Annotated in this window: 15 protein-coding genes; all 15 read left to right on the top strand. The window is 37.3% G+C overall.

Annotation, left to right across the window (positions count from 1 at the left end; translation table 11 throughout):
• The first annotated feature begins 234 nt into the window (after positions 1-234).
• Complete coding sequence (rpoB, locus tag A9G03_RS10730) at positions 235-4,263, top strand: DNA-directed RNA polymerase subunit beta (protein ID WP_065799206.1); 4,029 nt, start codon at positions 235-237, stop codon at positions 4,261-4,263.
• A 91-nt stretch (positions 4,264-4,354) separates the two neighbouring features.
• Positions 4,355-8,581 (top strand): DNA-directed RNA polymerase subunit beta', encoded by a 4,227-nt coding sequence (gene rpoC / locus A9G03_RS10725; protein WP_065799205.1) that lies wholly within the window; start codon positions 4,355-4,357, stop codon positions 8,579-8,581.
• 81 nt (positions 8,582-8,662) lie between these two features.
• Positions 8,663-8,974 (top strand): antibiotic biosynthesis monooxygenase family protein, encoded by a 312-nt coding sequence (locus A9G03_RS10720; RefSeq protein WP_065634126.1) that lies wholly within the window; start codon positions 8,663-8,665, stop codon positions 8,972-8,974.
• A gap of 416 nt (positions 8,975-9,390) precedes the next feature.
• The gene (locus tag A9G03_RS10715; RefSeq protein ID WP_065634127.1) at positions 9,391-9,990 is read left to right on the top strand and encodes a LemA family protein; all 600 of its coding nucleotides are present in this window, start codon (positions 9,391-9,393) and stop codon (positions 9,988-9,990) included.
• Positions 9,991-9,996: 6 nt separating this feature from the next.
• Entirely contained in the window at positions 9,997-10,914 is a 918-nt protein-coding gene (locus A9G03_RS10710) for a TPM domain-containing protein (protein WP_082209455.1), read from the top strand.
• A gap of 1,193 nt (positions 10,915-12,107) precedes the next feature.
• A complete protein-coding gene (locus tag A9G03_RS10700; protein ID WP_065634155.1) occupies positions 12,108-12,437 on the top strand; it encodes a hypothetical protein in 330 nt (109 codons plus the stop codon).
• A 45-nt stretch (positions 12,438-12,482) separates the two neighbouring features.
• Positions 12,483-12,851 carry an SFCGS family glycine-rich protein gene (locus A9G03_RS10695; protein WP_065634131.1) on the top strand — a complete coding sequence of 123 codons (369 nt, stop codon included), beginning with the start codon at positions 12,483-12,485 and terminating at the stop codon, positions 12,849-12,851.
• A 14-nt stretch (positions 12,852-12,865) separates the two neighbouring features.
• Positions 12,866-13,162 carry a DUF4312 family protein gene (locus A9G03_RS10690; RefSeq protein WP_065634132.1) on the top strand — a complete coding sequence of 99 codons (297 nt, stop codon included), beginning with the start codon at positions 12,866-12,868 and terminating at the stop codon, positions 13,160-13,162.
• Between the two features lie 20 nt (positions 13,163-13,182).
• Positions 13,183-13,935, top strand: coding sequence for a DUF4311 domain-containing protein (locus A9G03_RS10685; RefSeq protein WP_065634133.1), 753 nt, complete (start codon positions 13,183-13,185; stop codon positions 13,933-13,935).
• Between the two features lie 18 nt (positions 13,936-13,953).
• Entirely contained in the window at positions 13,954-14,607 is a 654-nt protein-coding gene (locus A9G03_RS10680; RefSeq protein ID WP_065634134.1) for a DUF4310 family protein, read from the top strand.
• Positions 14,608-14,658: 51 nt separating this feature from the next.
• Positions 14,659-15,813 (top strand): amidohydrolase/deacetylase family metallohydrolase, encoded by a 1,155-nt coding sequence (locus A9G03_RS10675; protein ID WP_065799202.1) that lies wholly within the window; start codon positions 14,659-14,661, stop codon positions 15,811-15,813.
• Positions 15,791-16,930 (top strand): DgaE family pyridoxal phosphate-dependent ammonia lyase, encoded by a 1,140-nt coding sequence (locus A9G03_RS10670; RefSeq protein WP_065634136.1) that lies wholly within the window; start codon positions 15,791-15,793, stop codon positions 16,928-16,930. Before A9G03_RS10675 ends, A9G03_RS10670 begins: the two co-directional genes overlap by 23 nt.
• Positions 16,930-17,670, top strand: coding sequence for a 2-dehydro-3-deoxy-phosphogluconate aldolase (gene dagF, locus A9G03_RS10665; RefSeq protein ID WP_065634137.1), 741 nt, complete (start codon positions 16,930-16,932; stop codon positions 17,668-17,670). Before A9G03_RS10670 ends, dagF begins: the two co-directional genes overlap by 1 nt.
• A 3-nt stretch (positions 17,671-17,673) precedes the next feature.
• On the top strand, positions 17,674-19,593 hold the full coding sequence (locus A9G03_RS10660) for a BglG family transcription antiterminator (protein ID WP_065799201.1): 1,920 nt from the start codon (positions 17,674-17,676) through the stop codon (positions 19,591-19,593).
• A 229-nt stretch (positions 19,594-19,822) separates the two neighbouring features.
• Complete coding sequence (gene yceD, locus A9G03_RS10655; RefSeq protein ID WP_065799200.1) at positions 19,823-20,332, top strand: 23S rRNA accumulation protein YceD; 510 nt, start codon at positions 19,823-19,825, stop codon at positions 20,330-20,332.
• Positions 20,333-20,335 lie beyond the last annotated feature (3 nt).

Raw genomic sequence — 20,335 nt, 5'->3', positions numbered from 1 at the left:
CTAAGTGGCTGGGGGTTTTTACCTCCAGCCTTTTTGCGCTGTAAAAAGTCAAAGAATTTTATTTGAAGACTATCAATAAAAAGTAATAAAGAAATAGTATATTTATTAAGCCTAATCAATTGATATTTATAGATATTTTCGATGAGGTGTCAGGCGTTCTTATTTGATAGATAGTAATACCCCTGATGAATATTTAATCATGCTAAAATAGCAGATAAGCAAGTTGAGGAACTAATGGTTTACTCTTATACCGAGAAAAAACGAATTCGTAAGAATTTTGGTAAACGTCCACAAGTCTTGGATATACCGTATCTTCTTTCTATTCAACTTGATTCGTTCCAGAAATTTATTGAGCAAGATCCAGAAGGTCAGTATGGCTTAGAAGCCGCTTTTCGTTCAATATTTCCGATAAAAAGTTATAGTGGTAACGCTGAGTTACAATACGTGAGCTTTAAAATGGGCGAACCTGTGTTTGATGTTAAAGAATGTCAAATTAGAGGGATCACTTACTCAGCACCGTTGCGCGTTAAATTACGTTTAGTTATTTATGATAAAGATGCGCCAGAAGGAACAGTTAAAGATATTAAAGAGCAAGACGTCTATATGGGCGAAATTCCTTTAATGACGGATAATGGTACATTTGTGATTAACGGCACTGAACGTGTTATCGTTTCACAATTACATCGTAGTCCGGGTGTGTTCTTTGATAGTGATAAAGGTAAAACACACTCTTCTGGTAAAGTTTTATATAATGCGCGGATTATTCCTTATCGTGGCTCTTGGCTTGATTTCGAATTTGATCCAAAAGACAATCTTTTTGCTCGTATTGACCGTCGTCGTAAACTTCCAGCGACAATTATTTTACGAGCGCTTGGTTATGAAACCGAAGAAATTTTAGATATCTTCTTTGAAAAAACTATTTTTGAAGTTGGCAAATCAAAATTAAAAATGGATCTAGTTCCCGAGCGTTTACGTGGTGAAACAGCCTTGTTTGATATTGAATCAAAAGGTAAAGTTTATGCTGAAAAAGGCCGTCGTATAACCGCACGCCACATTCGTGAACTAGAAAAAGATAAAGTAACTAAGATTGATGTACCAGTTGAATATATCGTTAATAAAGTATTAGCAAAAAATTATGTTAATGAAGAGACTGGTGAAGTTATTGCTTTTGCTAACACGCCAATTTCGTTGGAGCTATTGCTTGAATTAACCAATGCTGGCCATAAAAAAATTGAAACATTATTTACCAATGATTTAGATCATGGTGCATTCATTTCTGAAACATTAAATGTTGATTCAACTCGTGACCGTTTAGGTGCATTAGTTGAAATTTATCGTATGATGCGCCCTGGTGAGCCACCAACAAAAGAAGCAGCCGAAGCACTATTTGATAATCTATTCTTCTCTGACGAACGTTATGACTTATCCGCCGTTGGACGCATGAAGTTCAATCGTTCTTTAGGACGAGATGATATCGAAGGCGAAAGTGTGTTAACCAAAGGCGATATCGTTGATGTCATGAAGAAACTTATCGCTATCCGTAATGGTCACGGCGAAGTGGATGATATCGACCATTTAGGTAATCGTCGTATTCGTAGTGTTGGTGAAATGGCAGAAAACCAATTCCGTATTGGTTTAGTGCGTGTTGAGCGAGCCGTAAAAGAGCGTTTATCGCTAGGCGATCTTGATTCATTAATGCCACAAGATATGATTAATGCTAAACCAATTTCAGCGGCAATTCGAGAGTTCTTTGGTTCTAGCCAATTATCGCAGTTTATGGATCAAAACAATCCATTATCTGAAATTACGCATAAACGTCGTATTTCAGCATTAGGCCCTGGTGGTTTAACGCGTGAACGTGCTGGCTTTGAGGTGCGTGACGTACATCCAACTCACTATGGTCGTGTTTGTCCGATTGAAACACCTGAAGGTCCAAACATTGGTTTGATTAACTCATTGGCGGTGTATGCTCGTACTAATGAGTATGGATTCTTAGAAACGCCATATCGCCGAGTGATTGACGGTATTGTAACTGATGAGATTAACTATTTATCAGCAATCGATGAAAGTGAATTTGTTATTGCACAGGCAAACTCAAATTTAGATGATGATGGTCGTTTTAAAGAAGATTTAGTGACTTGTCGTTTAAATGGTGAATCTGGTTTATACAGCCCTGAACAAGTTCATTATATGGACGTTTCGACACAACAAATCGTTTCTGTTGGTGCGTCATTAATTCCATTCTTGGAACATGACGATGCGAACCGTGCTTTGATGGGTGCAAACATGCAACGTCAAGCAGTACCGACATTAAAAGCGGAAAAACCATTTGTTGGTACAGGTATGGAACGTGCAGTTGCGGTTGACTCAGGTGTAACGGCTGTTGCTCGTCGTGGTGGTACTGTTCAATATGTTGATGCATCACGTATCGTAATCAATGTCAATGCTGACGAAATGTATGCCGGTGAAACAGGGATTGATATTTATAACTTAACGAAATATACCCGTTCTAACCAAAATACTTGTATTAACCAAATTCCATGCGTGGAGTTAGGTGAAAAAGTTGAGCGTGGCGATGTGCTTGCAGACGGTCCATCAACCGATTTAGGCGAGTTAGCACTTGGTCAAAATATGCGCGTGGCATTTATGCCATGGAATGGTTATAACTTTGAGGATTCTATTTTAGTTTCTGAAAAAGTGGTACAAGATGACCGTTTCACCTCGATTCATATTCAAGAGTTATCTTGTGTCTCTCGTGACACTAAATTAGGTGCTGAAGAGATTACTGCTGATATTCCAAATGTGGGTGAAGCAGCGCTTTCTAAACTTGATGAATCTGGTATTGTTTATATCGGCGCTGAAGTAAAAGGTGGTGATATTCTGGTTGGTAAAGTAACGCCTAAAGGCGAAACACAGTTAACACCAGAAGAGAAATTACTACGTGCTATTTTCGGTGAGAAAGCGTCAGATGTTAAAGATACGTCTTTACGTGTGCCAAATGGTGTTTCAGGTACAGTTATTGATGTTCAAGTCTTTACTCGTGATGGTGTACAAAAAGATAAACGTGCACTTGAAATCGAAGAGATGCAACTTAAACAAGCACGAAAAGATTTGACTGAAGAACTTAAAATCTTAGAAGCAGCATTGTTTGCACGTATTCGTGATGTGTTAATTTCAGGTGGTATCAAAGCAGATAAATTAGATGCTCTGCCACGTGAAAAATGGCTAACTATTGGTATTGCTAATGAAGATAAGCAAGCACAATTAGAGCAACTTGCCGAGCAGCACGAAGAAATTAAAGTTGAGTTTAACAAAAAGCTTGAAGCTAAACGCATGAAGATTACGCAAGGTGATGATTTACAACCTGGCGTACTCAAAATTGTTAAAGTTTATTTAGCGGTTAAACGTCAAATTCAACCTGGTGATAAGATGGCGGGTCGTCATGGTAACAAAGGGGTTATCTCAAAAATCAACCCAATTGAAGATATGCCATATGATGACAAAGGTCGTCCAGTTGACATCGTGTTGAATCCACTAGGGGTTCCATCACGTATGAACATCGGACAGATTCTCGAAACTCACTTAGGTATGGCGGCAAAAGGTATTGGTCAGAAGATCGATGCAATGCTAAAAGAACAACAAGAGTTAGCCAAATTACGTGAATTTATCCAAAAAGCGTATGACCTTGGTTTAGGTGCTGCACAAAAAGTTAATGTTGCAGAATTTACCGATCAAGAAGTGATGACTTTAGCGCAAAATTTACGTAATGGTATGCCACTTGCTACACCAGTATTTGACGGTGCAAAAGAGCAAGAGATTAAATCTTTGCTTGAACTGGGTGATTTACCAACCTCTGGTCAAATTACATTGTATGATGGTCGTACCGGTGAACAATTTGAACGTCCAGTAACGGTTGGTTACATGTACATGTTGAAACTAAATCACTTAGTTGACGACAAAATGCATGCGCGTTCTACTGGTTCATACAGTCTGGTTACTCAACAACCATTGGGTGGTAAAGCTCAATTTGGTGGTCAACGTTTCGGTGAGATGGAAGTATGGGCACTTGAAGCTTATGGTGCTGCTTATACCTTACAAGAAATGTTAACGGTTAAATCAGATGACGTAAACGGTCGTACTAAGATGTATAAAAATATTGTAGATGGCGATCATCGTATGGAACCTGCGATCCCAGAATCATTTAATGTATTGTTAAAAGAGATACGTTCGCTAGGTATTAATATCGAGTTAGATGAAGAGTAATCTTAACTAACTAAAAATGATTTCTATTTATAGGGATAACTTATTAGCGATAATAAGTTATCTAATTGGTTTAACTCCATAGGAGCCAATTGTGAAAGACTTACTAAAGTTTCTAAAAGCACAAACAAAAACAGAAGACTTTGATGCTATCAAGATAGGCCTTGCTTCTCCTGATATGATTCGTTCATGGTCTTTTGGTGAAGTTAAAAAACCTGAAACAATTAACTATCGTACGTTCAAACCTGAACGTGATGGATTATTTTGTGCGCGTATTTTTGGACCCGTTAAAGATTATGAATGTTTATGTGGAAAATATAAACGTTTAAAACATCGTGGTGTAATTTGTGAAAAATGTGGTGTTGAAGTCACACAAGCTAAAGTGCGTCGTGAGCGTATGGGGCATATTGAGCTTGCATCACCAACTGCACATATCTGGTTTTTAAAATCATTACCATCACGTATTGGTCTATTATTAGATATGCCACTTCGTGACATTGAACGTGTGCTTTATTTTGAATCATTTATGGTTCTTGACGGCGGAATGACAAACTTAGAACGTGGTCAAATCCTAACTGAAGAACAATATTTAGATGCGTTAGAAGAGTTTGGCGATGAATTTGATGCTCGTATGGGCGCTGAAGCTATTCAAGAATTATTACGTAATATTGATGTGCAAGCGGAATGTGAAGCACTACGTGATGAACTAGAAACGACGAATTCAGAAACTAAACGTAAAAAATTAACTAAACGAATCAAGATCATTGAAGCATTCATTCAATCAGAAAATAAACCAGAATGGATGATCTTAAATGTATTACCTGTGTTGCCACCCGATTTACGTCCATTAGTGCCACTAGATGGCGGACGTTTTGCAACATCAGATTTAAACGATCTATATCGTCGAGTGATCAACCGTAATAACCGTTTAAAACGTTTATTAGACTTAGCTGCACCGGATATTATTGTACGTAACGAAAAACGTATGTTACAAGAATCTGTTGACGCATTACTTGATAATGGTCGCCGTGGTCGTGCAATTACCGGTTCAAACAAACGTCCATTAAAATCACTTGCCGATATGATCAAAGGTAAGCAAGGTCGTTTCCGTCAAAACCTATTAGGTAAACGTGTTGACTATTCAGGTCGTTCTGTAATTACTGTAGGTCCATACTTACGATTACATCAATGTGGTTTACCGAAAAAAATGGCACTTGAGCTATTCAAACCATTTATTTACGGTAAATTAGAGCGTCGTGGCTATGCTACAACCATCAAAGCTGCGAAGAAAATGGTTGAGCGTGAAGATGCAATTGTTTGGGATATCTTAGATGAAGTTATTCGTGAGCATCCGGTACTACTAAACCGTGCACCGACACTACATAGATTAGGTATTCAGGCATTTGAACCTATTCTAATTGAAGGTAAAGCGATTCAATTACACCCATTAGTTTGTGCGGCATTCAATGCTGACTTCGATGGTGACCAAATGGCGGTTCACGTACCATTAACGTTAGAAGCACAATTAGAAGCGCGTGCGTTGATGATGTCAACCAACAATATCCTTTCACCTGCGAGCGGTGAGCCTATTATTGTTCCTTCTCAGGACGTGGTATTAGGTCTTTACTACATGACTCGTGATAAAGTCAATGCGAAAGGTGAAGGCATGATTTTAACTGGTCCTAAAGAAGCAGAAAAACTGTATCGTTTAGGTCTTGTTGAGCTACATGCGAAAGTTAAGGTCCGTATTACCGAAAGTCAACGTAACAGTGTTGGTGAGTGGGAAGAAACAACCTCTGTGGTAGATACTACAGTTGGTCGTGCTATCTTATGGTTAATTATGCCGAAAGGTATGAGCTTCTCTGTGATTAACCAACCACTAGGTAAAAAAGCGATCTCTCGTATCTTGAATATCTGTTATCGTCAATTAGGTATGAAAGAAACAGTCATTTTAGCTGACCAAATAATGTACACTGGATTTGCTTATGCTGCTCGTTCAGGTGTATCAGTTGGTATTGATGATATGGAAATTCCAGCGAAAAAATCGCAAATCATCAATGAAGCTGAAATTGAAGTTGCTGAAATTCAAGAACAGTTCCAATCAGGTTTAGTTACTGCTGGTGAACGTTATAATAAAGTTATCGATATTTGGGCAGCAGCCAATGAACGTGTTGCAAAAGCGATGATGGATAACTTATCAACTGAAAAAGTGACTAACCGTGAAGGCAAAGAAGAAGTACAATCTTCTTTTAACAGCATTTATATGATGGCCGACTCAGGTGCTCGTGGTTCTGCAGCTCAGATTCGTCAGTTAGCAGGTATGCGTGGTTTGATGGCAAAACCGGATGGTTCTATCATCGAAACTCCAATTACGGCAAACTTCCGTGAAGGGTTGAACGTTCTTCAGTACTTTATCTCGACCCATGGTGCGCGTAAAGGTCTTGCCGATACCGCATTAAAAACAGCGAACTCAGGTTACTTAACTCGTCGTTTAGTTGATGTGGCACAAGATCTCGTTGTTATTGAAGATGACTGTGGCACCTTAGAAGGCGTAGTAATGACACCAGTTATCGAGGGAGGAGATGTTAAAGAGCCACTTCGTGAACGTGTATTAGGTCGTGTAACGGCTGAAGATGTATTAAAACCAGGTAGCGCAGATATCCTAATTCCACGTAACACATTACTTGATGAAAGCTACTGTGATTTACTCGAAGCTGAATCTGTTGATAGTGTGAAAGTTCGTTCTGTGGTTTCGTGTGATACTGATTTTGGTGTTTGTGCGAAGTGTTATGGTCGTGATCTTGCCCGTGGTCACTTGGTTAACAAAGGTGAAGCAATCGGTGTTATCGCAGCTCAATCAATCGGTGAGCCAGGTACACAGTTAACCATGCGTACGTTCCATATCGGTGGTGCGGCATCACGAGCGGCAGCAGAATCGAGTGTTCAAGTTAAAAACAAAGGTAGCATTAAATTAACCAATGCTAAATTTGTAACTAACCCAGATAAGAAACTAGTTATTACATCACGTAATGCTGAGTTAACCATTATTGATGAATTGGGTCGAATGAAAGAAACTTACAAAGTTCCTTATGGTTCGATTTTAACAAAAGGTAATGGTGCAGCGGTTGATGCTGGTGAAACAGTTGCTAACTGGGATCCACATACAATGCCAGTTATCTCTGAAGCAAAAGGCTTTGTCAAATTTGTAGATATGGTTGATGGTCAAACTATTACTCGTCAAACTGACGAATTGACTGGTTTATCATCAATTGCAATTTTAGATGTGGCTGAACGTACTGGGGTAGGTAAAGATTTACGTCCGGCAATTAAGATTGTGGATGCAAAAGGTAATGATATTTATGTTGCTGGCACTGAAATGCTTGCGCAATACTTCTTACCTGGTAAAGCATTAGTCCAATTAGAAGATGGTGCTGAAATCAATGTGGGTGATACCCTTGCACGTATTCCACAAGCGTCTGTTGGTACCAAAGATATTACCGGTGGTTTACCACGCGTTGCTGACTTGTTTGAAGCGCGTAAACCGAAAGAGCCAGCAATTCTTGCTGAAATCGATGGTATTATTTCGTTTGGTAAAGAGACCAAAGGTAAACGTCGCTTAATTATCACGCCACTAGATGGCAGTGATCCATACGAAGAGATGATTCCAAAATGGCGTCAACTTAACGTATTTGAAGGTGAACAAGTTGGACGTGGTGATGTGATTTCAGATGGTCCGGAATCAGCACATGATATTTTACGTTTACGTGGTGTTAATGCGGTAACTCGTTACATTGTTAACGAAGTTCAAGAAGTTTATCGCCTACAAGGTGTAAAAATCAATGACAAACACATCGAAGTTATTGTTCGTCAGATGTTACGTAAAGCAACGGTTATTCATCCGGGTGGTTCTCGTCTACTTGACGGTGAACAACTTGAAGTGTCACGCTTGAAGATTATCAACCGTGAACTTGAAGCACAAGGTAAAGAACCAATTGTTTACTTGCACGATTTACTTGGTATTACTAAAGCATCATTAACGACTGAATCGTTTATTTCTGCGGCTTCGTTCCAAGAAACAACTCGCGTATTAACCGAAGCAGCTGTTGCTGGTAAAAATGATGAGTTACGAGGCTTGAAAGAAAACGTTATCGTTGGTCGATTAATTCCGGCTGGTACGGGTTATGCTTACCATAAAGAGCGTTTACGTAAACGTGCAATGCCATCAACTGATGACATTCAAACAACTGTTTCTGCTGAAGAAGCAACAGCAAACTTAGCTGAATTACTTAACTCTGCAGCGGAAGAAAACAACAATCAATAATTTGTTGATTTAATTTTTAAAATAGCACGTGTAAACGTGCTATTTTTTTATCGGACATAAGTAAATTAAAAGGAGATATTTATGTATATAGTAATGAATCGTTTTAAAATTAAACGTGGTAGCGAAGATACTTTTATTGATATATGGCGAAATCGTGATAGCCATTTGAAAGAGATGAAGGGATTTAATCGTTTTTATTTCTTACAAGGAAAAACAGAAGAAAACTATACACTATTTTCATCTTTTGCAGAGTGGGAAACTAAAGCGGATTTTGAAGCTTGGGTAAACTCTGAACACTTCAAACATACTCACCGAAATACCAATAATCGGCCAAATAATAGTGATATCTATTTTGCACCAGCAGAGCTTGAATGTTTTGAAGTGATTTTATAGCCAGTAATCTGATTATAATTATCGTTAAAAATTAAAAGATTGTTATACTTATAATAAATAGCTTTGTGAGCAACCATTAATAAAGCAATGAAGTGTTTTGCATAAATTCCTTCGATTACACTTCGCAAGTTTACTAAAACTCGATATAATATTTAACAGTTAATTTAAACCATGTGGTATGCAACTGAAATATAGTGAATTATAACAATCAGTTAGCGACATAAATTTTTGTCTTTATCTTTAATAATCTCTTCTTTATCGATTAAGTTGTCCATTGTTGTTTTTACGCCATCTGCGTTTGTGCATTATGGTTATTTAAAGCAGTAACTGAATGTCATAATAATGTATTTTTATCGTTGCTTAATTACTTAGTATTCACATTTAACCAAAGTTAAGTACTTTATAAGAGGTTTATAATGAAATCAAAATCTTTATTAGTTATTCTTGTACTCATTATTATTGGTGGATTTATCTTTTTTAAAGATTATAACAGTATTCAAACTCAAGATGAGGCGGTTGCAGCTTCTTGGTCAGAAGTTATTAACCAATATAAAAGACGAGCTGATTTAGTGCCTAATTTGGTTAATACGGTAAAAGGTTATGCAACTCACGAAAAAGAAGTATTAACACAAGTAACTGATGCGCGAGCTAAAGTTGGATCAGTTCAAATTAATGCTGATCAATTAACGGATCCCGCTTTATTCTCTAAATTCCAACAAGCACAATCCGATTTAAGTTCAGCATTAAGTAGGCTTATTGCAGTAAGTGAGAATTATCCCGATCTTAAGGCTAATACCCTTTACCAAGATTTGATGAGCCAGCTTGAAGGTACAGAAAATCGTATTACAGTTGCAAGAGGGCGCTATATTGAAACGGTTAAAAATTTCAACAGTTATATCCGTACGCTACCAACTAAATGGGTTGCAGATATTTTAGGCCAGCAACCTAAGCAACAATTTACCGTCGATAATGAAAAACAGATCTCTGATGCGCCTGCTGTCAATTTTGGCCAGTAAATACAAATGAAAAAGTTATTTGTATTTAGCTTGTTATTGATGATCAGTTGGCTCAGTTATGGGCTAACTGAGATCCCCGTTTTTAGCCAACGTGTTATTGATATCACGCATACCCTGACATCGTCACAAATCGATGAGCTAGAATCAAGTTTAATTGCATTTGAAAAACCACGTACTGATGGTGCACAAATTGCGGTATTGATGATAGCTAAGCTTGATAATGAAACAATTGAGCAATATGCCGATAGGGTTTTTATTAACTGGAAAATTGGTAAAAAAGGTCGTGATAACGGCATATTATTACTGATCGTCAAAGATGATAAACGCATGCGTATCGAAGTCGGCTATGGACTTGAAGGTACTATTACCGACTTGGTTGCTAGTCACATTATTCGTGACCAACTTGCACCACAGTTTAAACAACATAACTATTATCAAGGCATATATGATGCTTTAACCGTATTAAGTCAAAAAATCGATAATTCAGATACTACAACCGATGATGACCCACAACAGAATCTGAACTCATTGTTAGCAAGTGACTTTGGCGCAACTGTTTTTAATTATGGGTTAGTCTCATTTTTTTTCTGCTTTGTCATTGCTAACTTCATCTTATCTAATTCAGGCAAAATCAGTGCGAAACGAAGTTTAAGTACAGGATTACTCAATGGACTCTCCGTTAGCGGATTTACATTATGGCATGGCTATCCACTATCTATTGCTTTACCACTATTATTTTTAGCTTTTGTGGCAAGTACCATTTTAAGTGGTATTTTAATGGCTAAAGGAAATGGAGGGGGGATTAACCGACGCGGTGGAGGCGGAGGTTTTGGTGGTAGTAGTGGTGGTTTTGGCGGCTCTGGCGGATTCGGTGGTGGAGGCGGCGGACGCAGTGGCGGTGGTGGTGCTTCTGGTAGTTGGTAAAGATTTTGGGATCCGATACTAAAACGTATCAATTTCCTTAAACTTTTTGATAATGTTTTTTGATTTTTGTTCTTTAGGTTTTCGGCCGTTAGTAGTTTGGTTATTTTTTCTTTTCGGTGAAAACTCCCAAGTAAAGAGGGGATGGTATGAGCCCCACTTTATAAACTACTCGTATCATCCATGATGCTCGCCTCTTTGAGGTCATCATCTGTTCAAATTTTATCCATAAAAATTTGTCCCCCACACCCGTACAAATGCTGGTCACTGTGTGACTATCCTCGCTTCGCAAATTGTCACTTAACGAACCGGCGACTATCGTTCATCCATGTACATCCTCGCCTCATTCGGCGTCTTGCCGAATGTTCTATGCCAATTCCCTCACTCGGCAGCATTTAAACGGGAAACTGATATCTTGATTAGGTTTTGTTTTAAATCAATAAAACATTTAATTTATTGCCAATAAATTTCAATTAAAAACATATTTTTATCTCCAAAAAACACATTTTTTTAACCAAGATAAAAGATGTTTTGTAAAAAATATTTAGAAGTGTATCTAATTTTATTTATCAAGGGCTGTGAAAGTGACTGTTATTGCGCAATTACAAAGTACCGATAACTGAGAGCGGTTAGAATGCCAAACAGGGACGTTTGGGAAGGCGCTGTTTTGTCAGGAACAAATCAGCGACGGTGCGTAAAACCGCACGAAGGCGGAGGGAAGTTGCAGACCGTTTTGTTCTTACGCTGCAAGGGGGTGTTGGGGGATTTAGCACAAAATCCTCCTACTCGGGCGTTTGCACTGAAAAGAAAAAATCACCAAACTACTAACGGCCGAAATCCTAAAGAATAAAAAACATTATCAAAAAGTTTAAGAAAATAATCACGTTTCAGTATGGAATCCTATCCTGAATTTAAGCAAAAACACTTAAATCCGAAAACTTTGTGTACAAAATCCCAAAAACAAAAAATCTTCACTTCCCTCCCTAGGTACCATTTTTATGATCAAACTCACAAAATTAACAATTAGTTTAGTTTGGTTCAACTTAATTTTTCCCTCCATAAACACAGATGATGCCATTTATTGTGATAAATGATAATTAATTTCCTGTTGTTGACGGAAAAAATCTCTATCCACGTTAATTGTGGTTTCATTTACGCTTAAATCATGCTTAAAAAAAAAGAGAATAATGTTTGTTATGTCAGCAATAAAGTTTCGCATGATCGAAGATAATCTTGAACCAGAATTAGTTACACCACAAATTATTAAAATTATAAATGGCTGGTTGATTGAACAGCAGATTACGCAAAATGATGTGCAAAAGGCTATGTTACTTTCACACGTTAAAGCTATGGTTCAACGAGCCAAAACACTTGAAAAATTGCCAGAAGTTGATCCGAGCTTATTTGATGAACTTTCACAGGAATCATTAGCGCTAGCTCGTAGAACAGTAAAATTATTTGATAATTTGCCAATGGAAGAGGCCTATTTGTTAGCGGTGCATTATGAGGTGGCTAAAGCGAATTAAAAGATTACTAGACGATAAAAAACAATAATTAATAGGAGAAATATTATGACTGAAGTAGTCATTGTTATTGGCGATAGAATGGGAAAAGGGCAAAAGATTGCCGAAGGGATTAACTCTGTAGAAGGTTGCAGGGCAATTGTTATTCCTGGTATGGCTGCTGATATGAAGTTAGGTGATGTCATGAATAACGAGCATGCTGATTTAGGCTTATCGTTTTGTGGCAGCGGCGGCGCTGGTGCGATTACTGCACAAAATAAATATGGCTATTCACAACGCCATGGTATGCGATCAATAGAAGAAGGTGAGACTGCGATTAATGATGGTTGTAAAGTTCTTGGTTTTGGTTTTATGGATACACAAGAGCTTGGCAAGCGTATCGCACAAGCATTTTTGAAAAAATATCCACGTCCATAAGTGCGAAGATAAAAATGAAAAAAACACAACAGTTGTATGTCAGGGTAAATGGTAAAGGTGAATCTAAACAACGGGCATTTGCAATAGCATTAAGTCAGGTTCAAAAAGAGGTGTTTAACCATATTGGCAATATTGTATTACGTATTGAACCACAAGATATTCAAGTTGTATCAGCAAAACAAATGATAACCACTGAGCGCTTTTTGTTTGTTTTTCTGCCAAGGAAAAGAACCCTTTACGACGTCACTCTTGATGTCTCTGTTAATGTAAGTTTCGTTGATCTTGCGGATATTGAATTTAAATCTGAATAACATAACGTATAAGGGAAATGATGGAAATTCTAATTATTGCATTAAAGTCTATTATTATTGGTGGACTCTGTGGTTTTGGCGTTGGTGCGGGGGCGGCTCGAATGTTTCATGCGCCAACCTATCAAGGCATGGGGGCTTTTCGAACACTTGGCGAACTTAATTCTTGTGAAGGTGATCCTGCGGCACATTTCTCATTTGGTCTGGGTTTCTTTTTTAATGCATGGGCATCATCAGTGGCTGCGGGCTCTTTTACCCAAGATGTCGATCACCGAATTATTCCCAACTGGGGAGCATCGTTATTGATGATAAAAAATCGTAATCTTGCCGAAACGCTACATGATCCTAAAAAAATGGCATTAGCTTGTGCATTTATCGGCGTCATAGTGGTGTTATTTTTAAATACCACCACTTCTGTTATTCCTGATTCATTAAAAATTACAGCGACGAAAGTATTAGTCCCTGCGGCAAATCTGCTTGTGGCAACAGTAATGCCAGTGATCTTTTGGTTGGCAGCGTTAGATGCTGGTCGTCGCAGTGGTTTTTGGGGGACATTATTTGGTGGACTTGCGCAATTGATTATGGGTAATGCTGTACCGGGCTTAGTTTTAGGTATCCTAATTGGTAAAGGTGTCGATGACAGTGGCTGGAATCGTGTTATGAAGATTATGTTAGTCGCGGTCATTGTTCTATTTGTAATGAGTGGCTATTTTCGCGGTTTTGATATGAAGATGATAAATTCATTTCGAGATGGTCTGTCTTATTGGTTTAAATAATATAGGGAATAACACATTATGAATACTCAAACAACCATTAATAAAAGTTTTTGGTATGCCGATTGGTCATTCCCGATTATTTGTGGACTTTTATCAGCAGGTATTTTTGCTGGAACGCATACTTTTTATGTATATGGTATAGGTGCATTTAATGAGATTGCGTTTGTTGCAATGCTCAAATCAGGAATGACAACTGGTGATTATGGTGCAGTTGCAGCATTTGGCGCTAGTTTTTTGTTTGCTCGCGTTATCGAAGGTTCATTAGTTGGCATATTAGACATTGGTGGCGCTTTACAAACAGGTATTGGATTAGGTGTACCGGCATTATTGCTAGCGGGCGGTTATACCTTTCCTGTTGAAAACTTTTTAGCTGCATTAGCGACTGGATTAGTTTTAGGTGCATTGATTGGCGCAATTATTATTCTTATCCGAAAATTTACTGTTAATAGTGGCAGTGGATCGACTTTTGGTGCTGATGTGATGATGGGCGCCGGTAATGCATCGGGACGATTCTTAGGGCCAATGATTATTTTATCAGCTATGGTAGCTTCAATTCCTATTGGTATAGGTTCTTTACTGGGTGCATTACTCTTTTATGTATGGAAAAAACCAATCACTGGTGGTGCAATTTTAGGTGCGATGATTTTTGGTGGAATATTTCCTATTGTCTAATGTTAACTCTCCGCTGTAGTTAGTTAAATTACAGCGGATTTGGAACAACTTATGTATGATTTAATTATAAAAAACGCCATATTAATTGATGACTCGATAACCGACATTGCTATTTATCAAGGAAAAATTGTCAAAATAGACAGTGTCATTTCAGATCCAACTATTCGCATTTTAGACCTAAAACAGAAATATTATGTCAGTGCTGGATGGATCGACTCTCATACTCATTGCTTTGCGCGTTCACCCATCTATCATGATGAGCCTGATTTAATTGGGGTTAAAGCTGGCGTAACTTCTGTTGTGGATGCAGGTAGTGTTGGCGCACTTGATGTTGATGCGTTCTATCAACTAGCTCAGCAAGCGCAGACTCATGTTTATTCATTTTTGAATATCTCAAAGATTGGTTTAATTAGACAAAATGAACTTGCCGATATGCAAGATATTGATGTCGCGTTATTTGACAAAACTTTAGCTAAATACCCACATTTTATTATTGGAATAAAAGTTAGGATGAGCCGGAGTGTGGTGGGTGAAAATGGTATTTTACCATTAATCAAAGCGAAAGAGATGCAGAAAAAAACCGGTTTACCACTGATGATTCATGTCGGGAATAATCCGCCAGAGCTGGATGAAATTGCCGATTTATTAACTAAAGGCGATATTATTACTCACTGTTTTAATGGTAAGCCAAATCAAATATTTGATAAACAGAACAATTTGCGAGATTCAATCAAACGAGCTATTGAACGTGGCGTCATTTTAGATATTGGTCATGGTGGAGAAAGCTTTAGCTTTGCTGTCGCCGAGCGTGCCAAGTGCTTGGATATTTATCCTAATACAATTAGTTCCGACATTTATTCCAAAAATCGCTTACAAGGCCCCGTATTTAGTTTAGCAAATGTAATGACCAAGTTTATTTGTCTTGGTTATAGCCGAAAAAGAATTCTTGATAGTGTTACTCAAAATGCGGCACAAGTTTTGCGTCTTAAAAATAAAGGCAAGTTAACTGTTGGTTATGATGCTGATTTGACTGTTTTTGATATTAAACAACAAGCTATTGAGTTAGCTGATTCAGACGGTGAAGTCAGACAAAGTCATGAACAATTCGTGCCTCTAGCATCGATTGTTGCTGATACGACAAAACATTCGTTATACATAGAAATAACAGAAGAAGGTAGTAAAAATGCGCTCAGAATCTCAAACTGAAAAAGACGTTTATAGTCAATATCATTTAAAAAAGGTCATTAACGCATCAGGGCGTATGACTATATTAGGTGTTTCAACACCAAGACCTGAAGTAGTGGATACGGTATCGCAGGGATTAAGCGAATATTTTGAAATCAAAGATTTAGTTGATAAAACAGGGCAATATATTGCCAAATTACTCAATGTCGAAAGTGCGGTTGTGGTTTCATGTGCTTCAGCAGGTATAGCACAAGCTGTTGCAGGGTTTATTATTAAGGATGATCACGATCTATTATTTAATCTCCATTCGTCTGATAAATATGTACCCCGTGAAATTATTGTTCCTAAAGGGCATAACGTCAATTTTGGTGCACCAATTGGTACAATGGTGTCTTTAGGTGGCGGCATTGTAGTAGAGGCAGGTTACGCTAATGAATGTAAGCCAGAACATATCGAATCATTAATTAATGCCGATACAGCAGCCATTTTATATGTTAAATCTCATCATTGTGTACAAAAAAGTATGTTAACGGTTGCGCAAACTGCTTTAATTGCCAAAAAACATAATATACCTCTGATTGTTGATGCTGCCGCAGAAGAGGATTTGCAAGCCTATTATCAACAAGGTGCTGATTTAGTTATTTATAGTGGTGCAAAAGCAATTGAAGGACCGACTAGTGGTTTAGTGATAGGCCGTCATCAAGCGATTGAATGGTTAAAACTGCAATCTCAAGGCATTGGACGCCCAATGAAAGTGGGGAAAGAGGGTATTTTAGGTTTAACTAAAGCCATTGAACTTTATGTTAACGATCCTAAGCAAGAAACTGGTCAGCAAATGGTGAGTAAAATGGCCCCATTTATTGATAATCTTAATGCTTTACCTGGCGTATTAGCCAAAGTTGTTTGGGATAGTGCAGGGCGAGATATTGCTCGAACAGAAATCGCATTTGATGCCACTGTAATAGGTAAAAGCGCTATCGAAATAGTTGAATTAATGAAGCAAGGTGAAATTGCTGTTTATTTTCGCGAATATAAAGCTAACGAAGGTAAAGTTGATGTTGATGTACGTAGTGTAACTTCTGCTCAACTTGACATTATTTATAATAAAATTAAACGTATTATACTAGGAGTAAAATGATGCAACTGACACCTAATTATTATAATGATCGTGTCTGTTTAAATGTTCTGGCTAATTCAATTGATAATGCTAAAGCCGTTTATGAAGCAGCACAAACTCATGTTGTAGTCGGTATTTTATCGAAAAACTATTGTGATAATCAATCAGCAATAACCGATATGAAAAAATATGCGCAAGCAATTGATAATGCAATTTCAGTTGGTTTAGGCGCTGGCGATCCAAATCAGTCAACTATGGTATCTGAAATATCAGCAGTTCTTCAACCGCAACATGTCAATCAAGTATTTACTGGTGTAGGGACTAGCCGTGCATTGTTAGGTCAAAAAGAGACTGTGATTAATGGCTTAGTATCACCAACGGGTAGAATTGGATTGGTCAATATTGCTACTGGCCCGTTAAGTAGTAAAACTACCAAGGGTGAGGTACCGATTGAAACAGCAATTGCGTTACTCAAAGATATGGGCGGAAGTTCAATCAAATTTTTTCCAATGGGTGGATTAAAACATCGAGCCGAATTTGAATATGTGGCAAAGTGTTGTGCTGAACAAGATTTTTATCTCGAGCCCACAGGGGGAATCGATTTAGATAACTATGAAGTCATTTTGAAGATAGCTTTAGATGCTGGTGTGAAAAGGATTATCCCACATATTTATAGTTCTATTATTAATCAAGCGACAGGAGAAACGCGCACTGCTGATGTTGAAAAACTTTTGGCAATTACACAAAAATTGGTAGGATAAATAATGTCATCTAAAGTGCTGTTTTCTTATCAGCGATTAGCGTATTTATTTGATACCATAAAAAACGAAACGCTGCCTCAACAGGAACTCGCTAACCGTTTTTCGGTATCTACTCGTACTATTCGTACTGACATTTCAGCACTTAATGATATTTTACGTCATTATGGCGCGCAAATTGATTATACTAAAAATATTGGTTATCAACTGCTAATATCTGATGCTAAACGTTATGCAGCTTTAACTAATTCGCATTCAATAGAAAATATTCCAAGAACAAGCAAAGAAAGGATAGTTGCATTAATAATCGCTTTTCTCACACAATCTAATTCTGTCAAATTAGATGATATTGCTGATAAATGGTTTTTAAGTCGTAGTACGTTGCAAAATGATGTGATTGAAGTTAAACAATATTTAGATAAGTATAATTTGCAATTAGAAAACCGTCCCTATTATGGTATGCGTTTAATTGGTGAAGAGTCTTCCATTCGAGCATGTTTAACCGATATTTTATGGCAACGATATATGGCGGAAGATACTTTAACAATTGGTAGACTTCAAAAACATATATTAAATGATATTGAGTTGGATTATTTAGCAAAGGTATTGCAAGATCAAATTGAGCGTTTTGAATTAAAATTAAACGCTGAAGGACAAAGCTATTTACTTTATAGTTGTGCTGTTTCAATTAGCCGAATTACGCAAGGTTATGAGTTAATTGATTATCAAATAGATCAGATTAATAGTACTGTTATTGGCGCAGCTCAAGAGATTTCTGAAGAGTTTTCTTATTTTTTAGGTAGTGTACTTTCTCAAGCTGAGTTGAATTATTTATGTGTTCAAATCATGTCTCGCACCATTATTGATTCGCCAAATCAAGCAAAAAGTTTAGCTCTTGTAAAATATATTTTATCTTATATTAATCATACTTATCACTATAATTTATTGGAGGATGAAAAATTATTCGAAGATATGTCAATTCATGTTTCATCGATGCTATCGCGCGTGAAATATCAAATTCGTACAACAAATCCTTTATTGCAAGAAATAAAACAATATTATCCGTTTGCTTATGATATTACCTTATCAGCACTAGCAAATACTGAAAAATATACCGAATCAAAAATGACCGAAGATGAGATCAGTTATTTGGCTGTGCACATTGGTGTCGCATTAGAACGTAATTATAGTGCAGGTCATGAAAGGTATGCTCAAATACTGCTAGTGAGCGATCTTGGTAATGCAACTTTACGTATGATTGAATCGAAGATTAAGCGAGATTTTCCACATATTCAAATTAGTCGTATACTTTCCTATCGAGAATATGAGCAGTTAACAAATATTGAGGAAGATTTTATTGTCTCAACCGTACGCTTAACTGAAAAAGATAAGCCGATTGTTAAAATAGCGCCATTTCCAACTACCTATCAACTCGAGCAATTAGGACGATTGGCTATGATAGATAGAACAATGCCCCATTTGATCGAGCGTTTTTTCGATAAAAATTTTTTTCTTATCATGGATAAACCAATAACACAATCAGAGCTTTTTAAAGTGGTTTGTCATCGTTTAGAAAAGCATGGATATGTCGATGCATCTTTTTATCATTCTGTCATTGAACGCGAAGCGATTGTTTCAACATTATTAGGTGAAAATATTGCTATTCCGCACTCAGTAGGTTTGTTAGCCAAAAAGACGGTTGTGACAACCATATTAGCGCCACAAGGAATCTTATGGGATAAAAATGAAGTTGCACACGTCATTTTTTTATTAGCAATTAGTAAGGATGAATATGAGGATGCGATGCGAATTTATAATTTGTTTGTCAATTTAGTGAAGGAGCGTTCAACCAAACGTTTATTAAATAGCAAAACCTTTGAAGATTTCCAAGCTATCGTCAAAGATAGCTTTGGGCGATTGTCTTAAACTGTCATGGGTATTTTTAATAGTCAAAATTGTATTTTTTATATTAAACCTTTCACGAAATTGGAATAAATATATTTGATAAAATATTAGAGGAATAATCAATAACTAATACAAATAATATTACTTGCGCCCATTGACGAAATGGTCATTTAAAGGTAAGATGCGCGCCTTACGGCATTGTGTAGTTTTTAACTACACAAAATAATTTTCAAGGTAGCAAGCTTATCTTATGCAAAATAAATTGCCATTAACAATTGACCCTGTCAAAGCGGCACAAAAACGACTTGATTATGTTGGATACTATCCAGCGCAAAGTGCAACAAGGGTTGAAAGTCTGAAAAGCGATATTGAGTGTAGTTTGTCTTTTTATTACGATGAACAGAAACTTTGTGTTATCGCAATTGATGCAAAAGTAACGTTGGAGCTTATTTGTCAACGTTGTTTTAAACCTTTTATCACTGAAGTTCATGTGATGAATAAATTTAGTCCTGTTAAGAGCGATGCTCAGGCAGAGACGTTACCGGAACATTATGAACCCGTTTTTATGAACGAGTTTGGCGAGGTAGATATATTAGCGTTACTTGAGGACGAAATTATTCTCTCGTTACCAATTGCGCCGGTACATGATAGTAAACACTGCGAAGTGTCAGAGGCAGATATGGTATTTGGTGAAATTCCTGTTGAGAATGAAAAGCCGAATCCATTTGCAATTTTAGTTAGTTTAAAGAATAAGGGGTAAATC

It is taken from the genome of Gilliamella sp. wkB171, assembly GCF_001693755.1.
In the GTDB taxonomy this organism is placed as follows: Bacteria; Pseudomonadota; Gammaproteobacteria; order Enterobacterales; family Orbaceae; genus Gilliamella; species Gilliamella apicola_F.
This window is presented reverse-complemented; position numbering and strand designations above follow the sequence as displayed.

Bases quoted from the DNA above. Each gene is read 5' to 3' on its own strand.
- rpoB (WP_065799206.1), top strand. From the start codon at position 235: ATGGTTTACTCTTATACCGAGAAAAAACGAATTCGTAAGAATTTTGGT.
- A9G03_RS10720 (WP_065634126.1), top strand. From the start codon at position 8,663: ATGTATATAGTAATGAATCGTTTTAAAATTAAACGTGGTAGCGAAGAT.
- A9G03_RS10715 (WP_065634127.1), top strand. From the start codon at position 9,391: ATGAAATCAAAATCTTTATTAGTTATTCTTGTACTCATTATTATTGGT.
- A9G03_RS10710 (WP_082209455.1), top strand. From the start codon at position 9,997: ATGAAAAAGTTATTTGTATTTAGCTTGTTATTGATGATCAGTTGGCTC.
- A9G03_RS10700 (WP_065634155.1), top strand. From the start codon at position 12,108: ATGTCAGCAATAAAGTTTCGCATGATCGAAGATAATCTTGAACCAGAA.
- A9G03_RS10695 (WP_065634131.1), top strand. From the start codon at position 12,483: ATGACTGAAGTAGTCATTGTTATTGGCGATAGAATGGGAAAAGGGCAA.
- A9G03_RS10690 (WP_065634132.1), top strand. From the start codon at position 12,866: ATGAAAAAAACACAACAGTTGTATGTCAGGGTAAATGGTAAAGGTGAA.
- A9G03_RS10685 (WP_065634133.1), top strand. From the start codon at position 13,183: ATGGAAATTCTAATTATTGCATTAAAGTCTATTATTATTGGTGGACTC.
- A9G03_RS10680 (WP_065634134.1), top strand. From the start codon at position 13,954: ATGAATACTCAAACAACCATTAATAAAAGTTTTTGGTATGCCGATTGG.
- A9G03_RS10675 (WP_065799202.1), top strand. From the start codon at position 14,659: ATGTATGATTTAATTATAAAAAACGCCATATTAATTGATGACTCGATA.
- A9G03_RS10670 (WP_065634136.1), top strand. From the start codon at position 15,791: ATGCGCTCAGAATCTCAAACTGAAAAAGACGTTTATAGTCAATATCAT.
- dagF (WP_065634137.1), top strand. From the start codon at position 16,930: ATGCAACTGACACCTAATTATTATAATGATCGTGTCTGTTTAAATGTT.
- A9G03_RS10660 (WP_065799201.1), top strand. From the start codon at position 17,674: ATGTCATCTAAAGTGCTGTTTTCTTATCAGCGATTAGCGTATTTATTT.
- yceD (WP_065799200.1), top strand. From the start codon at position 19,823: ATGCAAAATAAATTGCCATTAACAATTGACCCTGTCAAAGCGGCACAA.